16 protein-coding genes are annotated in these 21610 nt (G+C 43.5%); 5 read left to right on the top strand and 11 right to left on the bottom strand.

Going from position 1 to position 21610, the window contains the following annotated elements:
- Positions 1-85 precede the first annotated feature (85 nt).
- The 3 genes from IQ274_RS10950 to IQ274_RS10940 form a co-directional block, all read right to left on the bottom strand.
- On the bottom strand, positions 86-1471 hold the full coding sequence (locus IQ274_RS10950) for an AtzE family amidohydrolase (protein ID WP_194142264.1): 1386 nt from the start codon (positions 1469-1471) through the stop codon (positions 86-88).
- A 9-nt stretch (positions 1472-1480) separates the two neighbouring features.
- A complete protein-coding gene (locus IQ274_RS10945) occupies positions 1481-2107 on the bottom strand; it encodes a DUF4328 domain-containing protein (RefSeq protein WP_194142263.1) in 627 nt (208 codons plus the stop codon).
- Between the two features lie 89 nt (positions 2108-2196).
- Positions 2197-2385: a DUF4089 domain-containing protein gene (locus IQ274_RS10940; protein ID WP_194142262.1), complete on the bottom strand. Its 189-nt coding sequence runs from the start codon at positions 2383-2385 to the stop codon at positions 2197-2199.
- Between the two features lie 96 nt (positions 2386-2481).
- Here IQ274_RS10940 and IQ274_RS10935 point away from each other — a divergent pair, with 96 nt between their 5' ends.
- The 3 genes from IQ274_RS10935 to IQ274_RS10925 all read left to right on the top strand — a co-directional run bounded on the left by IQ274_RS10935 (position 2482) and on the right by IQ274_RS10925 (position 6071).
- Positions 2482-2757: a glutaredoxin family protein gene (locus IQ274_RS10935; protein ID WP_163935008.1), complete on the top strand. Its 276-nt coding sequence runs from the start codon at positions 2482-2484 to the stop codon at positions 2755-2757.
- Positions 2758-2810: 53 nt separating this feature from the next.
- Positions 2811-4313 carry a UDP-N-acetylmuramoyl-L-alanyl-D-glutamate--2,6-diaminopimelate ligase gene (locus IQ274_RS10930; RefSeq protein ID WP_163935011.1) on the top strand — a complete coding sequence of 501 codons (1503 nt, stop codon included), beginning with the start codon at positions 2811-2813 and terminating at the stop codon, positions 4311-4313.
- Between the two features lie 276 nt (positions 4314-4589).
- Positions 4590-6071, top strand: coding sequence for a DICT sensory domain-containing protein (locus tag IQ274_RS10925; RefSeq protein WP_194142261.1), 1482 nt, complete (start codon positions 4590-4592; stop codon positions 6069-6071).
- Positions 6072-6396: 325 nt separating this feature from the next.
- Here the strand turns inward: IQ274_RS10925 and IQ274_RS10920 are convergent, their stop codons facing one another.
- The 6 genes from IQ274_RS10920 to IQ274_RS10895 all read right to left on the bottom strand — a co-directional run bounded on the left by IQ274_RS10920 (position 6397) and on the right by IQ274_RS10895 (position 16484).
- Positions 6397-9846: a HEAT repeat domain-containing protein gene (locus IQ274_RS10920; RefSeq protein WP_194142260.1), complete on the bottom strand. Its 3450-nt coding sequence runs from the start codon at positions 9844-9846 to the stop codon at positions 6397-6399.
- Positions 9847-9927: 81 nt separating this feature from the next.
- The gene (locus tag IQ274_RS10915; protein ID WP_194142259.1) at positions 9928-10176 is read right to left on the bottom strand and encodes a hypothetical protein; all 249 of its coding nucleotides are present in this window, start codon (positions 10174-10176) and stop codon (positions 9928-9930) included.
- Positions 10177-10374: 198 nt separating this feature from the next.
- Positions 10375-10761 carry an endonuclease domain-containing protein gene (locus IQ274_RS10910; RefSeq protein WP_194142258.1) on the bottom strand — a complete coding sequence of 129 codons (387 nt, stop codon included), beginning with the start codon at positions 10759-10761 and terminating at the stop codon, positions 10375-10377.
- 268 nt (positions 10762-11029) lie between these two features.
- Positions 11030-11506 carry a hypothetical protein gene (locus IQ274_RS10905; RefSeq protein WP_194142257.1) on the bottom strand — a complete coding sequence of 159 codons (477 nt, stop codon included), beginning with the start codon at positions 11504-11506 and terminating at the stop codon, positions 11030-11032.
- A 169-nt stretch (positions 11507-11675) separates the two neighbouring features.
- Positions 11676-14864, bottom strand: coding sequence for an efflux RND transporter permease subunit (locus IQ274_RS10900; RefSeq protein WP_194142256.1), 3189 nt, complete (start codon positions 14862-14864; stop codon positions 11676-11678).
- Between the two features lie 162 nt (positions 14865-15026).
- Positions 15027-16484, bottom strand: a complete 1458-nt coding sequence (locus tag IQ274_RS10895) for an efflux RND transporter periplasmic adaptor subunit (RefSeq protein ID WP_194142255.1) — start codon at positions 16482-16484, stop codon at positions 15027-15029.
- 567 nt (positions 16485-17051) lie between these two features.
- On the opposite strand from IQ274_RS10895, the gene IQ274_RS10890 reads away from it, so the two are divergent.
- The gene (locus tag IQ274_RS10890; protein ID WP_012409034.1) at positions 17052-17933 is read left to right on the top strand and encodes an Npun_R2479 family HD domain-containing metalloprotein; all 882 of its coding nucleotides are present in this window, start codon (positions 17052-17054) and stop codon (positions 17931-17933) included.
- A 136-nt stretch (positions 17934-18069) separates the two neighbouring features.
- Entirely contained in the window at positions 18070-19185 is a 1116-nt protein-coding gene (locus IQ274_RS10885; RefSeq protein ID WP_194142254.1) for an ABC transporter permease, read from the top strand.
- Here the strand turns inward: IQ274_RS10885 and IQ274_RS10880 are convergent.
- Together IQ274_RS10880 and IQ274_RS10875 are read right to left on the bottom strand one after the other, a co-directional pair.
- Positions 19148-19369 (bottom strand): hypothetical protein, encoded by a 222-nt coding sequence (locus tag IQ274_RS10880; protein WP_194142253.1) that lies wholly within the window; start codon positions 19367-19369, stop codon positions 19148-19150. The two genes, IQ274_RS10885 and IQ274_RS10880, sit on opposite strands and share 38 nt — an antisense overlap.
- Before the next feature lie 125 nt (positions 19370-19494).
- Positions 19495-21610: AAA family ATPase (locus IQ274_RS10875; protein WP_228058139.1), on the bottom strand; the 2116-nt coding region annotated here is incomplete at its 5' end.

The following is a 21610-nucleotide window of genomic DNA, read 5'->3' as shown; positions in this document are numbered from 1 at the left end:
TTATGCCTAACAATGAGGTGATTTTAGAATAGGAAAAATAGAACAATATCGCACATATATATCCAACACTTATTATTTGTTATAACTACACTATAACTGCCGCAACTACGCCCTTTGTTTGTAACGCAGCCGCAACCCGTAAAATTAAAGCTTCATTATATGGTGCTGCTATCAATTGCACACCTAAAGGTAAAGCATTTGGACGCTGAATTGGTACTGATAAAACGGGTAAGCCGATAAAAGATAATGGTTGAGTAAATAGTCCTAAATGAGGACGGACAAGAATTTCCTCCCCATCCAAAATCATACTTTCTTGACCGATTAACGGTGCAGAAATTGGTGTCGTTGGGGCAATAATTATATCCACATTTTGAAATATTTCTCGAACGCGATCGCGATACCAGCTTCTAAACCGTTGTGCTTGCAGATACCAGCTACTAGGAATTAAAGCCCCAGCCAAAAAGCGATCGCGTGTCGCTGGATCGAAATCTTGAGGGCGATATCGCAATTTTTCCAAATGCAGATTTGCACCCTCGCTAGCTGTAATCACAAAAGCTGCTGCACGGGCGCGGTGTGCTTCTGGTATGGTTACGTATTCAGTGATATTCAAAGCATCAGCTACCTTTTGAACTGCTGCTAAAGCTTCCGGTTCTGCGCCTTTGGTGAAATAATCAGCAGCAATGGCAATTCGGATATCAGAAATATCTTGTTTAAGTTGTAGTAAAACCAATTCAGCCGGACGCTTTGTACAAATTGGATCGCAATCGTCTTCTCCTTGAAGCACATCAAACACCGTAGCAATATCTTGCACCGAACGCGCAAAAGGGCCAATGTGGTCAAAACTGCTAGAAAATAAAGCTACCCCAGCACGAGATAACCTTCCATAAGTTGGCTTAAAACCAAAAACGCCACATAATGCTGCCGGAACGCGAATTGAACCATTAGTATCAGAACCCAGCGTTAAAGGTACTAACCCAGCAGCAACCGCCGCCGCCGAACCACCCGATGAACCACCAGCAACTCGCTGTAAATCATGGGGGTTGTGAGTAGCGCCGTAATGAGAGTTTTCCGTAACAAACCCGTATGCGTACTCATCCATATTCAAAGCACCAACCAGCACAGCACCAGCTTGTTTCAGCTTCACTACTGCTGTTGCATCAAGGCTTGCTGCTGGGTTTTCTGCATTGATTTTCGATCCCGCCAGAGTCGTTAAACCAGCAATATCGAAGAGATTTTTCACCGCAAAAGGCACACCAGCAAGCAAACCAGGATTATTACCTTGGGCAATTTCTTCATCAATGCGGGCTGCATCCCTTAAAGCTGTTTCAGCAGTCACAGCCGTAAAACAGTTGAGTTGATTATCCCGCGCTGCTATTCGTGCTAACGCCGCCTGAGTAAATTCTACTGCGCTGACTTTGGCTGCACGCACCGCATCTGATATTGTTATGGCATCGGCAGAATCAAAATTCATGCTGGAATATTAGGAGATAGCACTTTTAGCTTTTTGAGTAATAGCAGTCCGCATAGTTTTTGCTAGTTGTAGCAAAATAGCCGTAAGACCTAAATCTAAAATACAAGAGAATAAAAACCAAAAGGGCAGAAATTTATCTTCGGGATTTTTAACAGCTTCTGTAAAAGCGAGCCGATTCACAAGATTTGACCCAATCATACAACCATATAGCGGCCCGATTAACGATCGCACTTGTTCACTTAAACGTGTTAAATCCTCACCTTCACCTTTAAATCGATCAGCAAAAGTAGATAACGTGTTGGCTATTCCCCAAAGGCTATATATAGGAATTAAAAATCGCGCGATCGCACCTACTGGCGTAATCGGATATTCCTTGAAAATATCCTTTAAATCGGCATGGAGACGATATAGCCAAATCATAAAAACAATGATTGAAATTAAACTAAAAAGTAATGTCACTATTGATAGCAGTGCATCTAGAGAAGCAAGTAGCCCATAAAGTGGCTTTGCTATTACTTGCAACAAAGACAATACCGTAGAAGCAACACCAAATCCTAGCAGCACCCAAAGTAACCGCACCAACAATCTACCGACACCCGCAGACTTCAATGAAATAACAGTATTGAAATTATTCATCTGATTTTTCCAAGGTATAGTCGGCTATATCTTAGTATTGTTGGTTATATTGCAAACTCAGCAAAATTGCTTAAACATTAAAATAGCTTTTATGGTTCAAAAACTGGTGCAACTTCAATTTCCTCTGGTAAAGGGAAAGAATTTACAATATTTGCGATCGCACTAATTCTCTCAAAATTTGCTATTACCCCATCCCGATACTCATCTCTTATTTCTAGATCCAACAACAACGCCATAAGATCAACATACTCACCCACATTAAACCCTTCTCTTCTCATCTCTCTTCCTTTGCGCCCTTCGCGCCTTCGCGGTAGCCTGCGGCAAGCCGAAACGTCTACGTTATTCTAAACTTATAACTTCTTACCCCAACTGAAATGCGGTTAATTTTATACAGTAAACCCGGCTGTCATTTATGTGAAGGCTTGCAAGAAAAGCTAGAAAAAATCCAAAATCTCAGTTTCGAGTTGGAAATTAGGGATATTACGACTCGTGAAGATTGGTTTGCTGCGTATGAGTATGAAGTGCCAGTACTTTATTTATCGAACCACAGAGGCGCAGAGGACACAGAGGAAAAACCATTGCCGCGTCCTTCTCCTCGTGCTAGTGTGCAACAGTTGGAGCAAATGTTGCGTAAGTATTTAGCCAATTAGAAAAAAATAATGCAGAATAAGCGCAAGATTAAGAATGTGACGAGGTTCACAACATGAAATTGCGGGAATTACTAACGGCGGTAGACAGTGTTGAACAATTGGCTAGCCATCCGACTTTGGAGGATGTGGAAGTTAGGGGTTTGAAGACCAATTCCCATGCTTGTGGTGTGGGAGATTTGTTTATTGGGATGCCAGGAACGCGGGTTGATGGTGGGGAATTTTGGCAAAGTGCGATCGCATCGGGGGCTGTAGCTGCGATCGTTTCTCCTGAAGCTGCACAAAAAAATCCCCCTACAAATGAGGCTGTGGTCATCAGTGCAAGTAATATAACTCAAGCTTGTGCCCAGATAGCTAGTGCTTTTTATGGTTATCCAGGGCAAAAACTCAAGCTGGTAGGCGTGACTGGTACCAATGGCAAAACTACAACTACCCATATTATTGAATTTCTCTTAATCAAAGCTAATCTCGCCACAGCTTTGATGGGAACTCTCTACACTCGTTGGGCAGGTTTTGAGCAAACTGCTGCCCACACTACTCCCTTTGCAGTGGAACTACAACAGCAACTAGCAGAGGCTGTAAATGCTGGTAGTGAGTTCGGAGTGATGGAAGTAAGTTCTCACGCGTTGGCTCAAGGTAGAGTGTTGGGCTGTCAATTTGAGGTAGCGGTGTTCAGTAATCTTACTCAAGACCATCTCGACTATCACCGCGACATGGAAGATTACTTTGCCGCTAAAGCGTTGTTGTTTAGCCCTGATTATCTCAAGGGACGGGCAATAATTAATGCTGATGATTCCTACGGAAAGCGGTTAATTGCCTCGTTAGATTCCGAACGGGTTTGGAGTTACAGCGTCAACGACAACAGTGCTGATTTATGGATGAGTGATTTAAGTTACGAGCCGAATGGTGTCAGTGGGACATTACATACACCAAAAGGTGATGTAGCTTTTCGATCGCCACTAGTCGGACAATATAATTTAGAAAATCTTCTCGCAGCCGTAGGAGCAGTTTTACACTTAGGGCTAGATTTGCAGTTAGTGGCATCTGTAATACCTGAGTTTCCCGGAGTTCCCGGACGAATGGAACGGGTACAGATTAATTCTGACCAGGATATTAGCGTAATTGTGGATTATGCCCACACACCTGATAGCTTGGAAAACTTGCTGAAAGCTGCACGTCCATTTATACCTGGGAAGGTAATTTGCGTGTTTGGTTGTGGCGGCGATCGCGATCGCACCAAGCGCCCAATTATGGGTAGAATTGCTGCTGAATTAGCTGATGTGGCAGTGGTGACATCAGATAATCCCCGCACAGAAAACCCAGAACGGATTTTAGAAGACGTTTTGGCGGGAATTGCCCAAACAGTAAAACCAATGGTAATTTGCGATCGGGCTACTGCGATTCGTACTGCTATTTTACAAGCACAACCAGGTGATGGAGTGCTGCTTGCTGGTAAAGGTCACGAAGACTACCAAATTCTCGGCACCGAAAAAATCCATTTTGACGACCGAGAACACGCACGCGACGCTTTACAGCAAAGATTTAATAGCCAAGCTTAATTTATTTGGGCATGGGGATGGGCAAGACGACTTGGGGACAAGGAGAATTGGGGACAAGGGGAAAGACTTGTTTCAAGTTCTCACCTCTTGTCCCCTTGTCCCCTTGTCTCCTTGTCCCCTTGTCTCCCCTGCCCCCTGCCCCCATTCCCTGCCCCTTATGGGTGTAGTTTTTGATATTTAATGTTTCTTTCCGTGGGGATTTTGTAAAAGATGGACACATAAAGGTGAAAATCGAGACAGAATTATTTCTTGCTTCATCCTTTTTGTGCTTGACTCATGAATGTTTCTCTGACTAAGGATCTGTCTGTTTATCAACTGGTTATGGGAGTGCAAGTGCCTCCAAAACCATTGTCTCTCAGTCCTGCGACTCTGCTATCACTGGTGAGAGCGCAAATTGACTTACTAATTGAGCAGCAAATTGCAGCCACTTTATGGGTGAAGCTACCACCAGAAAAAATTTGGCAATCAGAATTAGCGCGTTACCAATCCTCAGTGGGTGCGTCTAGTATTATTTATACTTGCCAGATTGACGAGAATAGAAAAGGGGGAGCGGGGGAAGATGATGAAGCAGGGGAAGAAAATAATTCCTCATCTTTCTCATCTGCTCATCATGTCACCGTTCACCTGCCACCAGATAGTCAACTGCGACGGGAAAACTTTTTGATGGTGTTATCGCCCCAGTTTTGTAGTTTAATTTTGGCTCATCGACCACTTAAAAAACGCAAAAATCAGATATTGGGGAAGGTAAATACTAATAAAAATCAGCCATTGCTGATTATCACTACTGTTGAGGGGAGAGTAATCCAGCAAGTATTAAATGGTATCCAAAAAGCGATATCTAACGACCATCTGCCAGGTGTCTACGTGCCAGATTCATCGCCAATTGTACCTGCTGATTTTATTTGTCCAACGATGCCGGAAGCGGCAACGATGAGTCAACTGTTTACAAAACAACTCCTGCGACAGGATGAAATTAATCGCCAAATCATCACAGCTCGCACTACCAAGTTGCAGCAGATAAATCAAGAATTGCACAACAAAGAACAATTTCAAGATGAATATCTGAAAAATCTCTGTCAGGAACTGCGTATACCCCTGACGCATATAAAAACAGCACTTTCGTTATTGAATTCTCCTAATCTCAAACCTACACAGCGACAACGTTATTTACAGATGTTAAATACCCAGTGCGATCAACAAAATTCTCTAATTACAGGTTTGTTGGAACTGGTGCAACTAGAACGTAATTTGGAGGGGATGGTTTTGGAGTCGGTGCGGCTCTCAGAGATTGTACCTGGAGTAGTGAGTACGTACCAACCTTTAGCCCAAGAAAAAGGGATTATGCTAGCCTACACTGTACCCACTGAACTCCCATCTATTTGGTGTGTGAGTGGTGGGCTGAGGCAGATTGTAATTAATCTGCTGCACAACAGCATTAAGTTTACTCCTAATGGGGGTGAAGTATGGGTGCGTGCCCGTCTTCAAGGCGATTATGTCCAATTAGAATTCCGCGATACAGGTATTGGTATTGCCGAAAGCGAGATTTCGAAAATATTTGAGCGATTTTATCGTGTGCGTACATCAGCTACAGAAGATTATGCTGGTGCTGGCTTGGGGTTAACAATAGTACAGCAATTGCTGCTGCGCTGTGGGGGATCTATTTCTGTAAAAAGTAAATTATATGAAGGTTCCACATTTACAGTGCAACTGGCAATTGTTGGCGATGCCCCAAGAGCGATCGCAATAGAACATGAGTGATCGGTTATGATTATCCCCTAAGTTAACTTTGTGGTGCTATGCAACTTTGCTTCAGAGGTTGTTTAAAAAGTATTTGGCTGTGATTTTAGACACTTATTGATCCCCCCTAACTCCCCTTAAAAAGCTACGGTGTACACACAAGTCTTTGAGATTTGCCCCATAAGCTTTAGATCCCCCCAACCCCCCTTAAAAAAGGGGGCAAAAAGCTCTCAAAGTCCCCCTTTTTAAGGGGGATTTAGGGGGATCTAAAAGGATTTGATACATCACTAATAACTTTTCAAACATCCTCTAAAACATAAAGAAAATAATCATGCCCAATGCCCACTTATCTAGTCCGTAACAACTGCACAAAGGTATTACTCACCGTATTGTCTTTAGTATCCGCCGCGTATTGAATCAATTTTTCTCGCAGTTCTTTGGCTGCATCTAAAGGAAGCAACGTTGCTAGCAAGAAATAAACACCACGAAAACGCGGATCGCCCATTCTATCAACTAATAGTTCTTCGGCGGTATCAGTTTCGCCGAGAAAGTTTTGCACCAAAAAGAAATCCATGATTTTATCGTGGCGGAAGTACCATTCTTTCTTCGCTTCGCCTTTTTCATCTTGCCACTGACGGCTGACTACCATTTTGTATTTATCGTCTTCTAAAGACATGGCAACTTGGTGAAATTCATCGGCGGGTAAGGCTTGTTTGTCTTCGAGTCGCATTTGGTAGACGGCGGCTGAGAATCTTTTGAGGGGAAATTCTTGTTTCCATTCTTGCTGGTATTCTGCCGCCATTAAATTGTATTGCTGTTCTTGCAGGCGAAACAAGTTTGGCTGTTTACCTTGTGATAACATCAGCGCTATCACTGTTAGATCCATTGGATTGGAAAGAATTCGGCGGACAGCATCTAACTCTTCTTTGGCTTGCTGGTGATTGAGGACTTCTGTTAAATAATTGGTGCAAGCTTGGGTGTAATCAGCACCTTGAATTTTGGCATCTTTGGGGAGTCGCGGCTGACGGGAGATCAAAAACTCTTGAATTTGTTGTTGTTCAAGGGGCTGCAAGTAGTAAGTTTTGGCTGTTGAGGGGGGTGTCCACTCTAGGGGCTGGGTTGTCATAATAATGTTGCCCCGGAAATAGCTTTCGACAAACTGGCAGATTTTTGCCCGTGTTTCGGCGGTGACTTCGTTGAGTCCATCGATGCAGATATCTATCGCGCCACTGTATATCAGGTTTTTCAGGAAGTCGGCATCTTGGGCTTGGCCGTGTAGCTTGTCTTGGATGGCTTCAATTACGCCTTTATGACATTTCTGGGCGGGGAGGTAAACGACGATGCGCTGGGAGTTTTGCAACAGATGACGGAGAAACATCGACTTGCCTAAGCCGGAATCTCCTTCTAAGATAATTTGTCCTTGAATGCTGGGTAAGGCTGCGGTAATTGGGAGGATGTCTCCTGATGTGGGGACTTTGACTTTTGATTCTGGGAAGTATGATTGGTCATAAAAATTATCTAAGCCGGCATCGGCTAATAGGGAAGGTTTGAAGGGTTCAAATAATTTGCGGCGGAAGGGGGAAAACCAGGTGAGGAGAAAGCCGACATAGCCCACGCCGAGAATGCGGCGTACCCAAGGGTTCCAGAAGAAGATGGCTTGGATTTGGGGAAATTTGGGGTAGGCAAAGATCAGGGCTAGCCAGAAAGCGGCGTGAGAGATGATAGTTATTCTGGCGTTGAAAAACCACTGCCAACCCTTAAGGTTAACTATGACTGATTCCAGTGAGTCAGCTTCGTTGTATCCTGCTTTTTTGAGGTTGTGGTAGTGAGTTTCTAAAATTACAATATCTTGGGGTTGCCAAGAAACTTTTCTGGCGACTACTGCAATTTGCTTGGCTAAGTCTTCCCGTAATCGTGCTAAGTCTTCGCTGGGTTTCCAAGCGTTGCGGAATACTTCTAGTGTTTTGACACCTTCAGCGTATGTGAGCTTATCAGGAATTGCTTTCGGTCTGCCTAGCCATTTGAGCAGTAACTTAACTTCCTCAGTCCCACCACCTAGAAAATAAGTTAAGAAACGCCACTGTTCTGCATCTGATTGTCCTACGTAATAAACGTTATCCAAAATAACAACAACATTACTTAAATTTAATTGTTCTATTTCTCCTGAAACACTTGCCAAGCTATAACGCAGTGAAGTGTCAAAAGATTTATCCTTAATGATGTTAATAATATCTTTGATATAAGGTTGAGCAACTTTTCCTAAATTACGTAAGGCATATATTGCGTTTGATTTATAAGTATTCTCAGGGTCAGTCTGATTGCCAACGTTTTTTTCTTGGATGAAGCCAAGTATTTCCTGAATATAGGGTTGAGCATGATAACCTAAATTCCCTAATGCCTCAGATGCGCTGGAACGCATTGAAATCTCAACGGTTTTATCCTTCAAGATGGCAGCAATATCTTTAATATAGGGTTCTGCTGCATCCCCTAATTTACCTAATATCTGAACTGCACTAGAACGAACTTCAGGCGTAGTCGTTTTATCCTTGAATATGTCAAAAATATCTTTGACGTACGGTTTCGCTGCATCTCCCAAATTAATCAAAATAGAAGCTGCGCTGGAACGAATTTCAGGCGTAGTTGTTTTATCCTTGAAGATTTCAAAAATATCTTGAGCGTAAGGTTTCGCTGCATCTCCTAATTGACCCAAGATAGAAGCTGCGCTGTAACGACTTTCAGGATTAACTGTTTTATCCTTGAATATGTCAAAAATATCTTTGACGTACGGTTTCGCTGCATCTCCTAAGTAATAAAAAATAGAAGCTATTCTGGAACGAATACTGGAGTCAACCGATTCATCTTTGAGAAGGTTGAGTATATCTCTAATGTATGGTTGAGTAGCTCGTCCAAAATATCCAAATGCTATGAATGCGCGATCGTGAACTTCAGCATCAGCTGTTTTATTGGTCAGGATATCAGCTAGGTCTTTCAGATAGGGTTGGGCTGCATCTCCTAGATTTTCTAGTGGGGAGAATCTACTACCGGAATAAGAAATATAAATGCTAGAAGAGTAGGTGTTTTTATTCTTAAGGAAGTCGATTATATCTTTAACATAGGGTTTGGCAGGTTCTCCCAGACTACCTAATGCCAAGATCACGTTGAAACCCGTATCATAATCAACGGCTTGATCCTTGAGAAGATGAACCATATCTTTAACATAGGGTTTGCCTGTATCTCCTAGGTTACCTAATGCTAAAGCTGCACCTGCACGAACCGTAACTTCTACAGTTTTATCTTGGAGGATAGCTGCAATATCTTTGACGTAGGGTTTGGTAGTCTCACCCAGATTTCCCAATGTAAAAGCTGCATTGGCACGAACGTTTGACTCAACAGATTTATCTTGGATGATAGCTATAATATCTTTGATGTAGGGTTTGGTAGCCTCCCCTAGATTTCCCAATGTAGAAGCTGCACTGGCACGAACATTTGACTCAACAGATTTATCTTTGAGGATTTGGACAGCTTTCTTAGCAATTTCATCTGGTTTCTGTTCTAGAGTTTTTAAATTTTGCAGGTCATATCCAAATAATAATTGGTTAAAAGCATATCCCTTAACTTGGTCGTGTCCATCATCAAGGGCTGCTAATATACCGTTAATCTGCCAATCTTGGGGTTTGGGTTTAGGGGTTTCTTTGGCGTTTACCCAAGGGAGGGAGAGGAAGAGAGTTAGGAGTAGGGTGAAACAGAAAAGGAAAAAGACGGAGATCTTGTTAGTGTGGTGGGGAGTTATGAGCATAAATCAGGGCAAGGCGGCAGATTACACGCGGGTATGGGTATAATACCAAGCTTGCAATTCCTAATTCCTGATTTAGAGCCTCTAATGCTTGTGGACGAGTATTAAAGACTCATTAACGAAGCTTTGAGGTTCACCGACGAAGCTTTGAGGTTCACCGACGAAGCTTTGAGGTTCACCGATGATGCTTTGAGGTTCAGCGACGATGCTTTGAGGTTCAGCGACGATGCTTTGAGGTTCATCGGCGAAGCTTTGAGGTTCATCGATGATGCTTTGAGGTTCATCGACGATGCTTTGAGGTTCATCGACGATGCTTTGAGGTTCATTAACCAAAATATACATCTCGTTTTGTAAATCAAGATACTCTCAATATGATTCGGTTAAGGTGCATAGCCATTGGAGATCCCCCTAAATCCCCCTTAAGAAGGGGGACTTTAAGAGCTTTTTGCCCCCCTTTTTAAGGGGGGTTGGGGGGATCAAAAGCCTGGGGCGCAACTCTAGAAGACTTGTGTGTATGTACACGGTAGCTTTTTAAGGGGTGCTAGGGAGGATCAGATGCTGTATCTCCTCACACACACTATCAAAGTGATTTAAAACTTGACTATTGGTAAACCTAATAATCTTTAAACCATAGCCTTCCAAAATATTTGTTCTCTCCAGATCGTAATCTTGAGCTTCATCTGTAAAATGGCTATCCCCATCAATTTCAATAACTGTTTTTAAAGTAGGGCAGTAGAAATCAACAATGAAATAATTAATCGGTCGTTGTCTTAAAACCCGATATTGAAAATTTCTCAAATATTCATTCCACAGCTTTTTTTCTGCTGGGGTCATATTTTTACGAAGTTCTTTCGCTCTTTCTACAAGCTTTGGATTGTAAGGTAAATGGTGATTGCTGCTATTGAGTTTGTTTATCATAGTTTCTAGTATTTATGCTCCCTACCCAATACTGCGTGGGTTTTGGTGCATAGTCATTCGAGATCCCCCCTAACCCCCCTTAAGAAAGCGGGGAACCAGAGTCAAAGTCACCGTTTTTAAGGCAATAAATAGGGTTTACTTAACGTTTTGATCCCCCCTAACCCCCCTTAAAAAAGGGGGGAACCGGAGTCAAAGTCCCCCTTTTTAAGGGGGATTTAGGGGGATCTCAAAGTATTGGCTACATCACTAAAGGCTTTTTTAAAAGCCTTTAAGAATCGACAGCAGCTTTGGCGGGTTTACTTTTAATAGCTTTAAACCGTTCGCCTAATTGTTCAGCAATAGTTTTTAACCCTGGAGTTTTTTTAGCAGCAGTCTTGACGTAATCATAAACTGTCAAACTACTACCCATTGCTTCGCTACCGACAGCCATTAGGGTATCATCTACCTGTTCTGTCAGTTGTCGCAATCCAATCAAAACTTCGGTGAGGTTGGCGGCTAATTGGTAATCCCGCACAAATTCATCTAAATCAAAACTGGCTGGCAAAATGTCTCGGTTAGATTGGGCAGCAATCAGGCTATTGTTGACGAAAGCTAGTCTTTTATCGCCCATCTTAAATAAGTTGCGTCGTTCTTCTGCACTCAGGGTAACGAGAAAAGGTAACTTTGCTTGGATAGTCGCAAAGGCTGCTTTAATTTCTTGGATATCTGCTGGGGTAAGGGAGCCTGTAATATTTTGGTAAGCCATTGGATATTTACTGTGGTGAATCTGTTTGTTATGATTCCCACTGGTAAATGCGATCGCGCAATAGTTAAGAAGACGCGATAAATCGCCGTCTCTACAATCAATCTCTTGTAGAGACGGCGATTTATCGCGTCTTTATTATTGGGGATTTATCGCGTCTTTATTATTTTTATTAACGCGATGGTTTCTTACCAAATCCATAGCGCAATCTATCCATAATCCAAGTTTGGAAGTTGTCTATGTAGCTAAATATCACTGGCACTACCACCAGTGTCAGCAGAGTAGAAGTTGTGAAACCGCCCATAATGGCAATTCCCATTGGTTGGCGAACTTCAGAACCTGCGCCAATTCCTAACGCTAGGGGCAGAATACCGGCGATCGTTGCCAGAGAAGTCATTAAAATCGGACGCAGACGTGACACGCCAGCTTCTACGAGTGCCTGACGCTGAGTTTTGCCTTCTTGTATGTTGATGATTGTATAGTCCACCAATAAAATCGAGTTTTTGGTGACAATCCCTAACAGCAACACGATACCAATCAAGGCATATATCCCCAATGGTTTTTGAGCAACCATCAAGGCTACCAGTGCGCCGCCTAAAGAAAATGGCAACGCCGCCATAATCGATAATGGATGGAGAAAGTTGTTATACAGCAACACCAGAATTGCATAGATACACATTAATGCCAGCCCCAATGCGCCACCAAAGCGCCCAAAAATCTCTTGCATAATTTTGGCGCTACCGGAGGGTTGCTGTACTACCCCTGGCGGTAAGTTTTGCATCACAGGTAGTTTATTGATTGTTTCTACCGCCTCTCCCAAAGAAATCCCTTGCAAATTGGCTTCTACAGCAACTTGACGGGCGCGATCGTAACGGTTGATGGTTGCAGGGCCACTACCAAAACGGATATCTGCAACAGCCACCAGGGGAATCAATTTGCCATTTTGACTGAGGACTTGGAGGTTGGTGATTGTGTTAATGTCAGCCCGGACTTTCGGATCGATTTGTACGCGAATGGGGATTTGCCGATCGCTTAAATTAAATTTTGCCAAGTTGGCCTCATTATCGCCGATGGTGGCCAGAGAAGCTGTCCGAGCGATCGCTTGTACTGTTACTCCCAAATCTGCTGCCCGTTGTGGGTTCGGAATTACTAAAATCTCTGGTTTAACCAAACTCGCAGTCGAAGACACTTCTACCAATCCTGCTAGCGATCGCATCTGCTTTTCTAGGGCATCAGCCGCTTGATTCAATGCTTCGGGATTTTCACTTCTGAGAACAATTGATAAACCCTTCCGACTATCTCCTGGTGACTGACTTTGAAAACTAATTCTCGCTCCTGGTATTTGCTCAAAGGCAGGGCGTACTTGTTCCTCAAACTGTTTTTGAGAAATATTTCGTTCTTCTCTAGGTTTGAGATTAATTGCCAGATTTGCAGAATTGATCTCTTCGGTTGCTAATACACGTTCAACGACTGGGTTTTGCCGGATGAGGTTAGTCGCTTGTGTGACTACCTTATTAACGTCTTCTAATGTCGAACCAGGGGGTAATTCTATAGATATGTTGGAAATCCCAAAGTCGCCATCATCAACAAAACCCTTGGGAATTAAAGGAACCAGCATCAGACTGGCAATAAAGAAAGCTAAAGCGATCGCCATTGTGGTCAATCTATGGCGTAACGCCCATTGTAGTAACGATCTATAAGGTTGAAACCCCCGACGATTTTCAGTTCTGAGTGTTCTGTTTCCCTGCTTTCTACCTGGAAGTGCAAACTTGAAATTAAACAATCTTATTACTCCCCCTGCTCCCCTGCTCCCCTGCCCCCCTGCTCCCTCTACTCCCCCTGCTCCCCTGCTCCCCTGCTCCCCTGACCCTCCACTCCCCTCTTCCTTTAAAAGATACGCCCCCATCATCGGCGTAACCATCCGCGCGACAAGAGTTGAGAAGATTGTGGAAACGGCAACGGTAACACCAAATGGTTGGAAAAATTGCCCCGGAATCCCACCCATAAAAGCAACGGGCATAAACACGGCAATAATCGTTGCTGAACTGGCGATTACCGCTAATCCTACTTCGTCGGCAGATTCAAAAGCAGCATCCCAAGCTGATTTGCCCATAGCGATATGCCGTTCCATGTTTTCAATTTCCACCACGGCATCGTCTACCAAGTTGCCCACCGCCAGCGCTAATGCCAACAAAGTCATGTTGTTGAGGGTGTAACCAAGGGCTTGCTGCACTGCAAAGGTGGGAATTATTGACAATGGTAAGGCAACAGCCGTAATTAATGTTGCTCGCCAGTCCCGCAAAAATACTAAAATAACGATGACAGCCAGCACCGAAGCTTGAATTAATTCATCAATGGTGCTTTGGTATGATTGGCGAACAACATCGGCTCTAGTAAAAATCAAATCTAGTTTGACATCTGCGGGAAGGGTTTTTTCCAGTTCTTTGACAGCTGCTTTCACTCCTTGTTCTACTGTCACCAGAACGCTGCCAGTACTACGCAACACTTGGAAAGCTACCACAGGTTGATTATTTAAGGTGGCGGCTTGGCGCACATCACCAAATTTATCTTCTATAGTTCCCAAACTGGATAATGGTACAGAACCGCCTTGTGGTAAGAGGATTTCGTAGGTTTTCAAAATATCCACACTAGCGGCACTTCCTAATGTGCGGATACTTTGTTCACTACCGCCGACTTCGGCCCGTCCGCCAGGTAAGTTAATGTTTAAATCGCGGATTTGGTCGTTTACCTGAGTGGCGGTGATACCCAGAGATTGTAAGCGGCTGGGATTCAGGTTAACCCGAATTTCTCGGTCAACTCCACCCACACGTTGAATTTGGGCGACACCACGGACTCCCAACAAGGCGCGGCTAATGGTTTGATCGACAATATTGCTTAATTCTTCTACAGAACGCTTATCTGATTTAACTGCGTAAGTAATCACCGGGCCGCCAGCAAAGTCCAGACGTTCCACAATTGGATCGTTGATCTCTTGGGGTAAATCTTGGCGAATTTGAGCGATCGCATTGCGGACATCATTGGTGGCGCGATCGCTATCTGTACCCAAAACAAAATTGATTGTCGTTTTAGAATTCCCATCGCTGACGGTGGAAATCATAAAATCGATATTGCCCAACCCCGCGACGGCATCTTCAATTTTTTTCGTCACTTGGGATTCTAGTTCGGCTGGGCCTGCACCTGGTTGAGTGACTTTGATCGAAACTGTTGGGACATCAATATTAGGGTTAGTATCAATCCCCAAGGATAAAAAGGAGAACCAACCCACAACCGTCAAAATTAAAAATAAAACTATCGTAGGAACAGGTTTTTTAATCGACCAAGCTGAGATATTAAAGGACATGAGAAAATTTTAGATTTTGAATTTGTCATTGGTCATTTGTCATTCGTCATTCGTCATTAGTCATTGGTTATTTCTCCCATTCCCCATTCCCCATTTCCCATTCCCCATTTCCCATTCCCCATTCCCCATTCCCCATTCCCCATTCCCCATTCCCCATTCCCTTCAATTTGCAACTCGAACCTTATCACCATCTTTGAGATATCCTGCACCATCAACTACAATGCGATCGCCCAACTGCAACCCACTCTTGATTTCTACTTTGTCGCCGTTTGTAGGATTTTCTAAGTCCACTTTCTGGCTGCGAACTATATCTCCACTTGATAAGGTGAATACAATTACACTTCCATCTGCTTGAGATTGGACTGCTTTTTGCGGCACTACCATCGCCATACCTGAGTTAGTAGTAATTGCAGCATTCGCAAACATTCCTGGTTTAAGTAAAGTTGTTGGCGGTAAGTCAATTTTGACTGTAGCCTCTCGCCTTTGATCGTTCACTTGTGGTTGGATCTCTCTGACTCGTCCTTGCGATCGCACGCGCTGATCGACATCGGAAGTAATTTGCACAGATGCGCCAATTTTCACTTGATTTAATTGAATTTCAGGAACCTTCGCTTGAAGTTCTAACTTTTCATCTCGGATAATCGAAAATAGCTTTTGTGTGCCACCAATCACGGTTCCCACCTGCGTTTGCGGCGGTACACCAGTCACATCACCGACTCTGGCCAATTTCTCCGCAATGACTCCAGAAACCGGCGCACGCACTACAGTTTGTTCCAATTGAGTTTGTAGTTGTTGCACCCTAGCGGCACTGCTGCGGACATCAGCTTTGGCTTTGTTGATAATAGCTTGAGCGTTACTAATATTAGCCTGGGCGCTGCCGATATTGGCCTGGGCACTACGCAGGTTTTCTTGGGATAGATTCACAACTTGTATGGCAGTTTTTACAGCGTAGGAACGAGTATCAAGTTCTTGCCTACTAATGGTTCCAGAATCAGCTAGTTGTTGATAGCGCTGATAATTTTTGGCGGCTTCTTCTAGCTTTGCCTTCGCTTGAGCTAAATCTGCTTGTTTTTGCTGGACTATGGCTTGATTTGATGCTAAATCTGCCTGCTTGGATGCCAAATCTGCTTGTTTGGATTCCACATCGGCTTGTTTTGATTCGACATCTGCCTTTGCTTGGGTAATTTGGCTTTGCAGTATGGAACCATCCAACACCGCCAAAACTTGACCTTTTTTGACAAAAACCCCTTCTTTCACATCTTCAGGGATACTTTTGATTTGTAAACCGTTTGTCTGTGGTAAAACCGGAATTAAATCACGTGCTGCAACAGTTCCAGTAGTTTTAAGAGTACGCACAACACGGGCAGCTTCTACTGTGGCAATGGTAACTGTCATTGATGGGTTAATTTTTTTAGCTGCTACCGCGCTTTGTTGGCGGGATGGAAGATGACTTAATACACTCATTCCACCAAAGGCGATCGCAATTCCTAAACCAGCACCCAAAAATAATGGCTTCAACCATGCCTTAGTTGGTTTTTGCTCTGATTTGCTCAAAAAGCTAGCATCCTCAGAGGTTATAGGTTCTTCCACCTCGATTTCTGAAACACTTTCATCGCTCACAGTCCGACCTCCACTTTCTGTCTACCCATACCAATCTTGGTATTTTCTTAAGAAAACTTGAAATTTATTTACTTCCCATCAACTATGACGCATTTCATAGTAAATGTCTTTTATTTTTAACCGTATATAATAGAACTTCTTTGCTAAGAAAAATTACTGCTATCAAATACTTGAAGCCTTTCTGTAGATTATGATACAAGAAATTATTTCATCTCATCTAGCTACTCTAAATCACACAATATATCCATTTAGATCACCGTCAACCAATGCTTATATATGAAAAACTGATAAAGCTAATCTAGAATTATTTAATTAAAATTTGAGCTATCAATGTATGTTATTAAACCAGTAAAAGCTTTTATCTACGCAAACCCTAATTCTTTTAAAGCCTTTGTCTCGTCAGGAAGTCGTACATCCAGGGATAGTTCAAGCTAGCGTCTACAGCTAGACGTGAGTTACAAATGAGCAAACTCCATTACCCTAAATTCCAGCCAGGGCGATCCTGATGGTGGAATTTTGAAATCAATCAAATCAATAAATAATTGATATTTACCAGAGTCACCAGATATGTTCAATGCCACTGAAATTTTAATTGATGCCTTTGTAAATGAAATTAGAGAAGGCTACCGTCGCACTTATGGCTGCTTCAAAAATGATTATCAGGACATTATCGCCTGGGCTGGTAACATGGCTTTGGAAAACATTGCCAATAGCGATGCCCTTTATCACAATGTTGAACACACAGTTCTTGTCACCCTTGTGGGGCAAGAAATCTTACGTGGCAAACACATCAGAGAAGGCGGTGTTTCCAGTGAAGACTGGTTGCATTGTATTATTTCTTTAGTGAGCCATGATATTGGCTACGTTAAGGGAGTTTGCCGACTAGACCAAGAGGCAGTAGGCTTATATTCCACAGGTAAAAATGGCAAAATGGTTTCTGTAGCTCCTGGCGCTTCTGATGCCAGTCTCACGCCGTATCACGTTGATAGAGCCAAGCTTTTTATTGATGAGCGTTTTGGAGGTCACAAGTTAATAGATGCTGAGGCAATTAAAAGCAATATTGAACTAACACGATTTCCCGTGCCTGCGGCAGAAGATCATCAAGATACAAAGTGCTTTGCCGGGTTAGTCCGGGCTGCTGATTTGATTGGTCAACTAAGCGACCCACGTTATCTGAAGAAAATTACTTCTTTATTTTACGAGTTTGAAGAAACTGGTGTAAATAAAGTTTTGGGCTATAAAACCCCTGCCGATTTACGGAATAACTACGCTAAGTTTTACTGGAATGGTGTCTATCCCTATATCCAAGAAGGGCTGCATTACCTATCATTGACACAACAGGGCAAACAAATTCTTGCCAATCTCTACTCAAACGTGTTTGTTGTAGAACACGAAAAACAACAGCAAGAACAGCAGAAGTATTTAGAGAAGTTAGGAGTGGGGAGTTGAGAGTTAGGAGAGACGCGAAAAATCTGTGTCTGTACAGAAATTAGGAGTGGGTAGTGGGAAGTTGAGAATGATGAGTTATGAATTAAGATAAAACTTTAATAACTCATAAACTCATAACTTATAACTCCTAACTACTATGGATTGGTGGCGACGACTAAAGAAAAATCCTTTGGCACAATTTGGGGCCATTTTGCTGTTAATTTTCTACATAGCAGTAATTGCAGCAGATTTCGTGGCTCCTTACGACCCTTATGCCTCACAGCCTAATGGTTCACTGCTGCCACCAACTCAGATATACTGGGTTTCTCAATCAGGACAGTTTATCGGGCCCCATGTTTATCCCACAACTCAGGGAGACACAAATTTAGAAACAGGCGATCGCCAACTCATTGTAGACTTCAAAAAGCCATCACCTGTACGTCTATTTGTTTCCGGGCCAGAATACCGATTGTTGCAGATGAGTTTGCCACTACCCCCCAAGTGGGATGAAGTCACAATTTTTCCTGGTATTCCCTTAAATTGGCATTTATTTGGCACAACAACTGACGCAAAAGTCAATATCTTGGGTACTGATGACCAAAGCCGCGACCAATTTAGTCGCCTCTTACATGGCGGCCGCATCAGTATGTTTATTGGGATTTTTGGCATTATCATTACCTATCCCCTCGGTTTGCTCATCGGTGGAATTTCGGGCTATTTCGGCGGTGTGACTGATAGCGTCATTATGCGCTTGGCAGAAGTGCTAATGACTTTCCCTAGTATTTATCTTTTGGTAACTTTGGGAGCAGTCTTACCACCTGGTTTAAGCAGTACTCAGCGCTTTTTGCTGATTGTGGTAATTACTTCGGTTATTAGCTGGGCTGGTTTAGCACGGGTCATTCGGGGACAGGTACTATCAATTAAAGAGCGAGAATTTGTCCAAGCATCACGCGCGATGGGCGCAAACCCACTTTATATAATTCTCCGCCACGTCTTGCCGCAAACGGCTAGTTATGTAGTTATCTCTGCTACTCTTGCAATTCCCAGCTTTATTGGTGCAGAGGCGATACTGAGTCTCATCGGCTTGGGAATTCAACAACCAGACCCCTCTTGGGGCAATATGCTTTCTCTAGCTAGCAATGCTTCCATTTTGGTACTGCAACCTTGGTTAATTTGGCCCCCGGCTGTGCTGATTATTCTCACAGTGTTAGCATTCAACTTACTCGGAGATGGGCTCAGAGATGCTCTTGACCCTCGGAGTTTGAGAAGATAAGCTCTGAGAATAGCAAATGCGATCGCCGAAATAACAAATGCTGTCGCTGAAATAGCAAATGCGATCGCCGAAATAGCAAATGCGATCGCTGAAATAGCAAATGGGTTCGCCGAAATAGCAAATGCTGTCGCCGAAATAGCAAATGCGATCGCTGAAATAGCAAATGCGATCGCTGAAATAGCAAATGCGATCGCTAAAGTAACAAATGCGAATCCCGAAGTAACAAATGCGATCGCTGAAATTAGTCCGCGAAGGCGGACTTTGCCTGTGTAGCCGCGAATTCTATTCGCCCAATACTGCTGCAAAAATCTACTGCTGCAAAACCCAACGGCGAAAAAGTTCTACCATAATCCGCCAGCTTCCCTGAGTTTCCTCAACAACATCATGACGCTTCAGAGTATTCAGCGCTTCCTGTAAATCGGCATCGTTCATACCTGTAGATTGAGCTAAGGCATCCAGACTTAGCCCTTCTGAGTGAGGTGCAAGCACTTGTACAATTGCTTGTTGACCCTCAGCACCCCGCGCCGCCTGACCCCAAATCCCATCAAAGTAGTAGCGTCCCCGCTTGAAAAACTCAGGGTCATTGATAACTGCTTCCACGTCTTCGACCGTGAAAACCGGGTCACGCGATCGCCCTTGCTCAAAAACAAAGTTATTGTAGCCGCGCACTAGTTGAAAACCCAGCAGTTGCACTAAATATGGTTGACCGTGTGTCAAAGCATAAATTTCATCTAAAGCTTCCGGGATGTAGTCGAGGGGGAAGTCTTCATTATCTGGGTTAGCGAGAATTTGGCGAGTAGCTGCACGTTCTTGAAAGCCTACATGAATAGGAATGACGCTGGCAAAGAAGGGTTGAAAATAATCTGCTGTCATCTCTTCTAAAGTGTGCAAACCAGCAAAGGCAAAAGCGATTTTAGAACTCATTTGCACTAAACCCCGCAGAAAACCCATAAAGTCGATAGGGATTTTTTTCGCTTCAATTAAATCTTCAATTTTCTCGAATTCGTCTAAAGCGATGATTAACCCACCATCTAGCTGTGCTTCAACCTGTTTTAAATAGCGTTCAAAAGTCCGGTAGGGAAGATTTAGTAAATCAGCGTCAGCTGGTGGTGGAAGTTTTACAGTTTGAGAAATTTCATCACAAATTGCCATTAGCACTTCACCGACACCTTGAGGGCTATCTCCCAAACGTAGCAAGTTGACGTATGCTAGGTGTATTTGTGAGCCTAGACAGTTAGCAGCATTAAGCAGAATAGAAGTTTTGCCCATACGCCTATGACCGTAGAGAACTACAGACTGGAGTTGATTACCCATTACCCAGAGTTCTTCTAACTGTCTGATCATATCTTCTCGCCCAACAAAGAGATGACCTTGAACGGGGTCGCCTACAACATAAGGATTAACCACAGGCTTGGTGATGGAAATTTCTCCCACTTCACCAGCAATTTGTAAAAGGCTTTCTTTCCAAGTTTCAGCGATATCTATGATTAACCCTTGCTCTGCTTGCGGCAAGGTATCGGCTTGATTTAGGATGCTTGTTAGTTCGCCTAATGCTCGATTGAGAGCTAAAGACCTAGCTGAACGTGAGACGCTGCGGTTAACAAATTGAACATCTTCAACAACTCGACGTAGATTAGCAAGGATTTTCCAAGTAATTGGACGTAAAAGCGGTTCCTGTGGAAAAGGAGGAACTTGGATAGCTGCAATAGACGCTGATGTTTGAGCTTTCTGAAACGCTGTTAGAGTTTGGGCAAGGGTATACATTTCCTGACCGTAAAGTAGAGAACGCACTACTGTAAAAGCCTTTATTGCTCTCGCTGGTTCTTTTTCATGCAGATGCCAGAAACCAGCCGCAGCAGCACGAGCAGGAGTATCTAAACGAGTGTCTGTGTTAAGACGAGCCTGTAAACCTTCTTGCCAAGAATGAGGCAAGAAAGAGTATAAGGAAAACAAATATCTGACAAACCTTGACTTTAGGGTTTCATCTAGAGAAGCCGAAGTAAAACGTACTATATTCCAATCAAAGGGATTTGCTGCCAGTCGAGAAACAGTCCAAACAAGTTGGTCAGAAGGGATTTTGGCAAGTACTCTATTGACTGCTTGTACAACGGGAATAAATTGTAGGGTATATGCCAGTAGTTCATTGGTATTATGTAAACCTGTTTCCCAATCATTTTGCAACCAATTTTGCAAGTGCCAGACAAGATTAGGAAGGGGAAGCGGAGTAATACGGGGAAGTAGCCAACTACTGTTTTGAATTATTCGCAAGTTCAAAGGTGAGCCAATAAGCCAGGTTTCTGGACGCAGTGCCGTAACGCCTACCGCCACGCCTCCTGCCACGCCTACCGCCACGCCTCCTGCCACGCCTACCGCCACGCCGAACGCCACGCCGAAAGCCACACCTCCTGCCACGCCTACCGCCACA

It is taken from the genome of Nostoc sp. LEGE 12447, from assembly GCF_015206985.1.
In the GTDB taxonomy this organism is placed as follows: Bacteria; Cyanobacteriota; Cyanobacteriia; order Cyanobacteriales; family Nostocaceae; genus Nostoc.
This window is presented reverse-complemented; position numbering and strand designations above follow the sequence as displayed.

Coding starts and splice junctions, on each gene's coding strand:
- IQ274_RS10900 (WP_194142256.1), bottom strand. CDS start 14,864: ATGTCCTTTAATATCTCAGCTTGGTCGATTAAAAAACCTGTTCCTACG.
- IQ274_RS10935 (WP_163935008.1), top strand. CDS start 2,482: ATGCGGTTAATTTTATACAGTAAACCCGGCTGTCATTTATGTGAAGGC.
- IQ274_RS10945 (WP_194142263.1), bottom strand. CDS start 2,107: ATGAATAATTTCAATACTGTTATTTCATTGAAGTCTGCGGGTGTCGGT.
- IQ274_RS10885 (WP_194142254.1), top strand. CDS start 18,070: ATGGATTGGTGGCGACGACTAAAGAAAAATCCTTTGGCACAATTTGGG.
- IQ274_RS10905 (WP_194142257.1), bottom strand. CDS start 11,506: ATGGCTTACCAAAATATTACAGGCTCCCTTACCCCAGCAGATATCCAA.
- IQ274_RS10890 (WP_012409034.1), top strand. CDS start 17,052: ATGTTCAATGCCACTGAAATTTTAATTGATGCCTTTGTAAATGAAATT.
- IQ274_RS10910 (WP_194142258.1), bottom strand. CDS start 10,761: ATGATAAACAAACTCAATAGCAGCAATCACCATTTACCTTACAATCCA.
- IQ274_RS10940 (WP_194142262.1), bottom strand. CDS start 2,385: ATGAGAAGAGAAGGGTTTAATGTGGGTGAGTATGTTGATCTTATGGCG.
- IQ274_RS10930 (WP_163935011.1), top strand. CDS start 2,811: ATGAAATTGCGGGAATTACTAACGGCGGTAGACAGTGTTGAACAATTG.
- IQ274_RS10925 (WP_194142261.1), top strand. CDS start 4,590: ATGAATGTTTCTCTGACTAAGGATCTGTCTGTTTATCAACTGGTTATG.
- IQ274_RS10920 (WP_194142260.1), bottom strand. CDS start 9,846: ATGCTCATAACTCCCCACCACACTAACAAGATCTCCGTCTTTTTCCTT.
- IQ274_RS10950 (WP_194142264.1), bottom strand. CDS start 1,471: ATGAATTTTGATTCTGCCGATGCCATAACAATATCAGATGCGGTGCGT.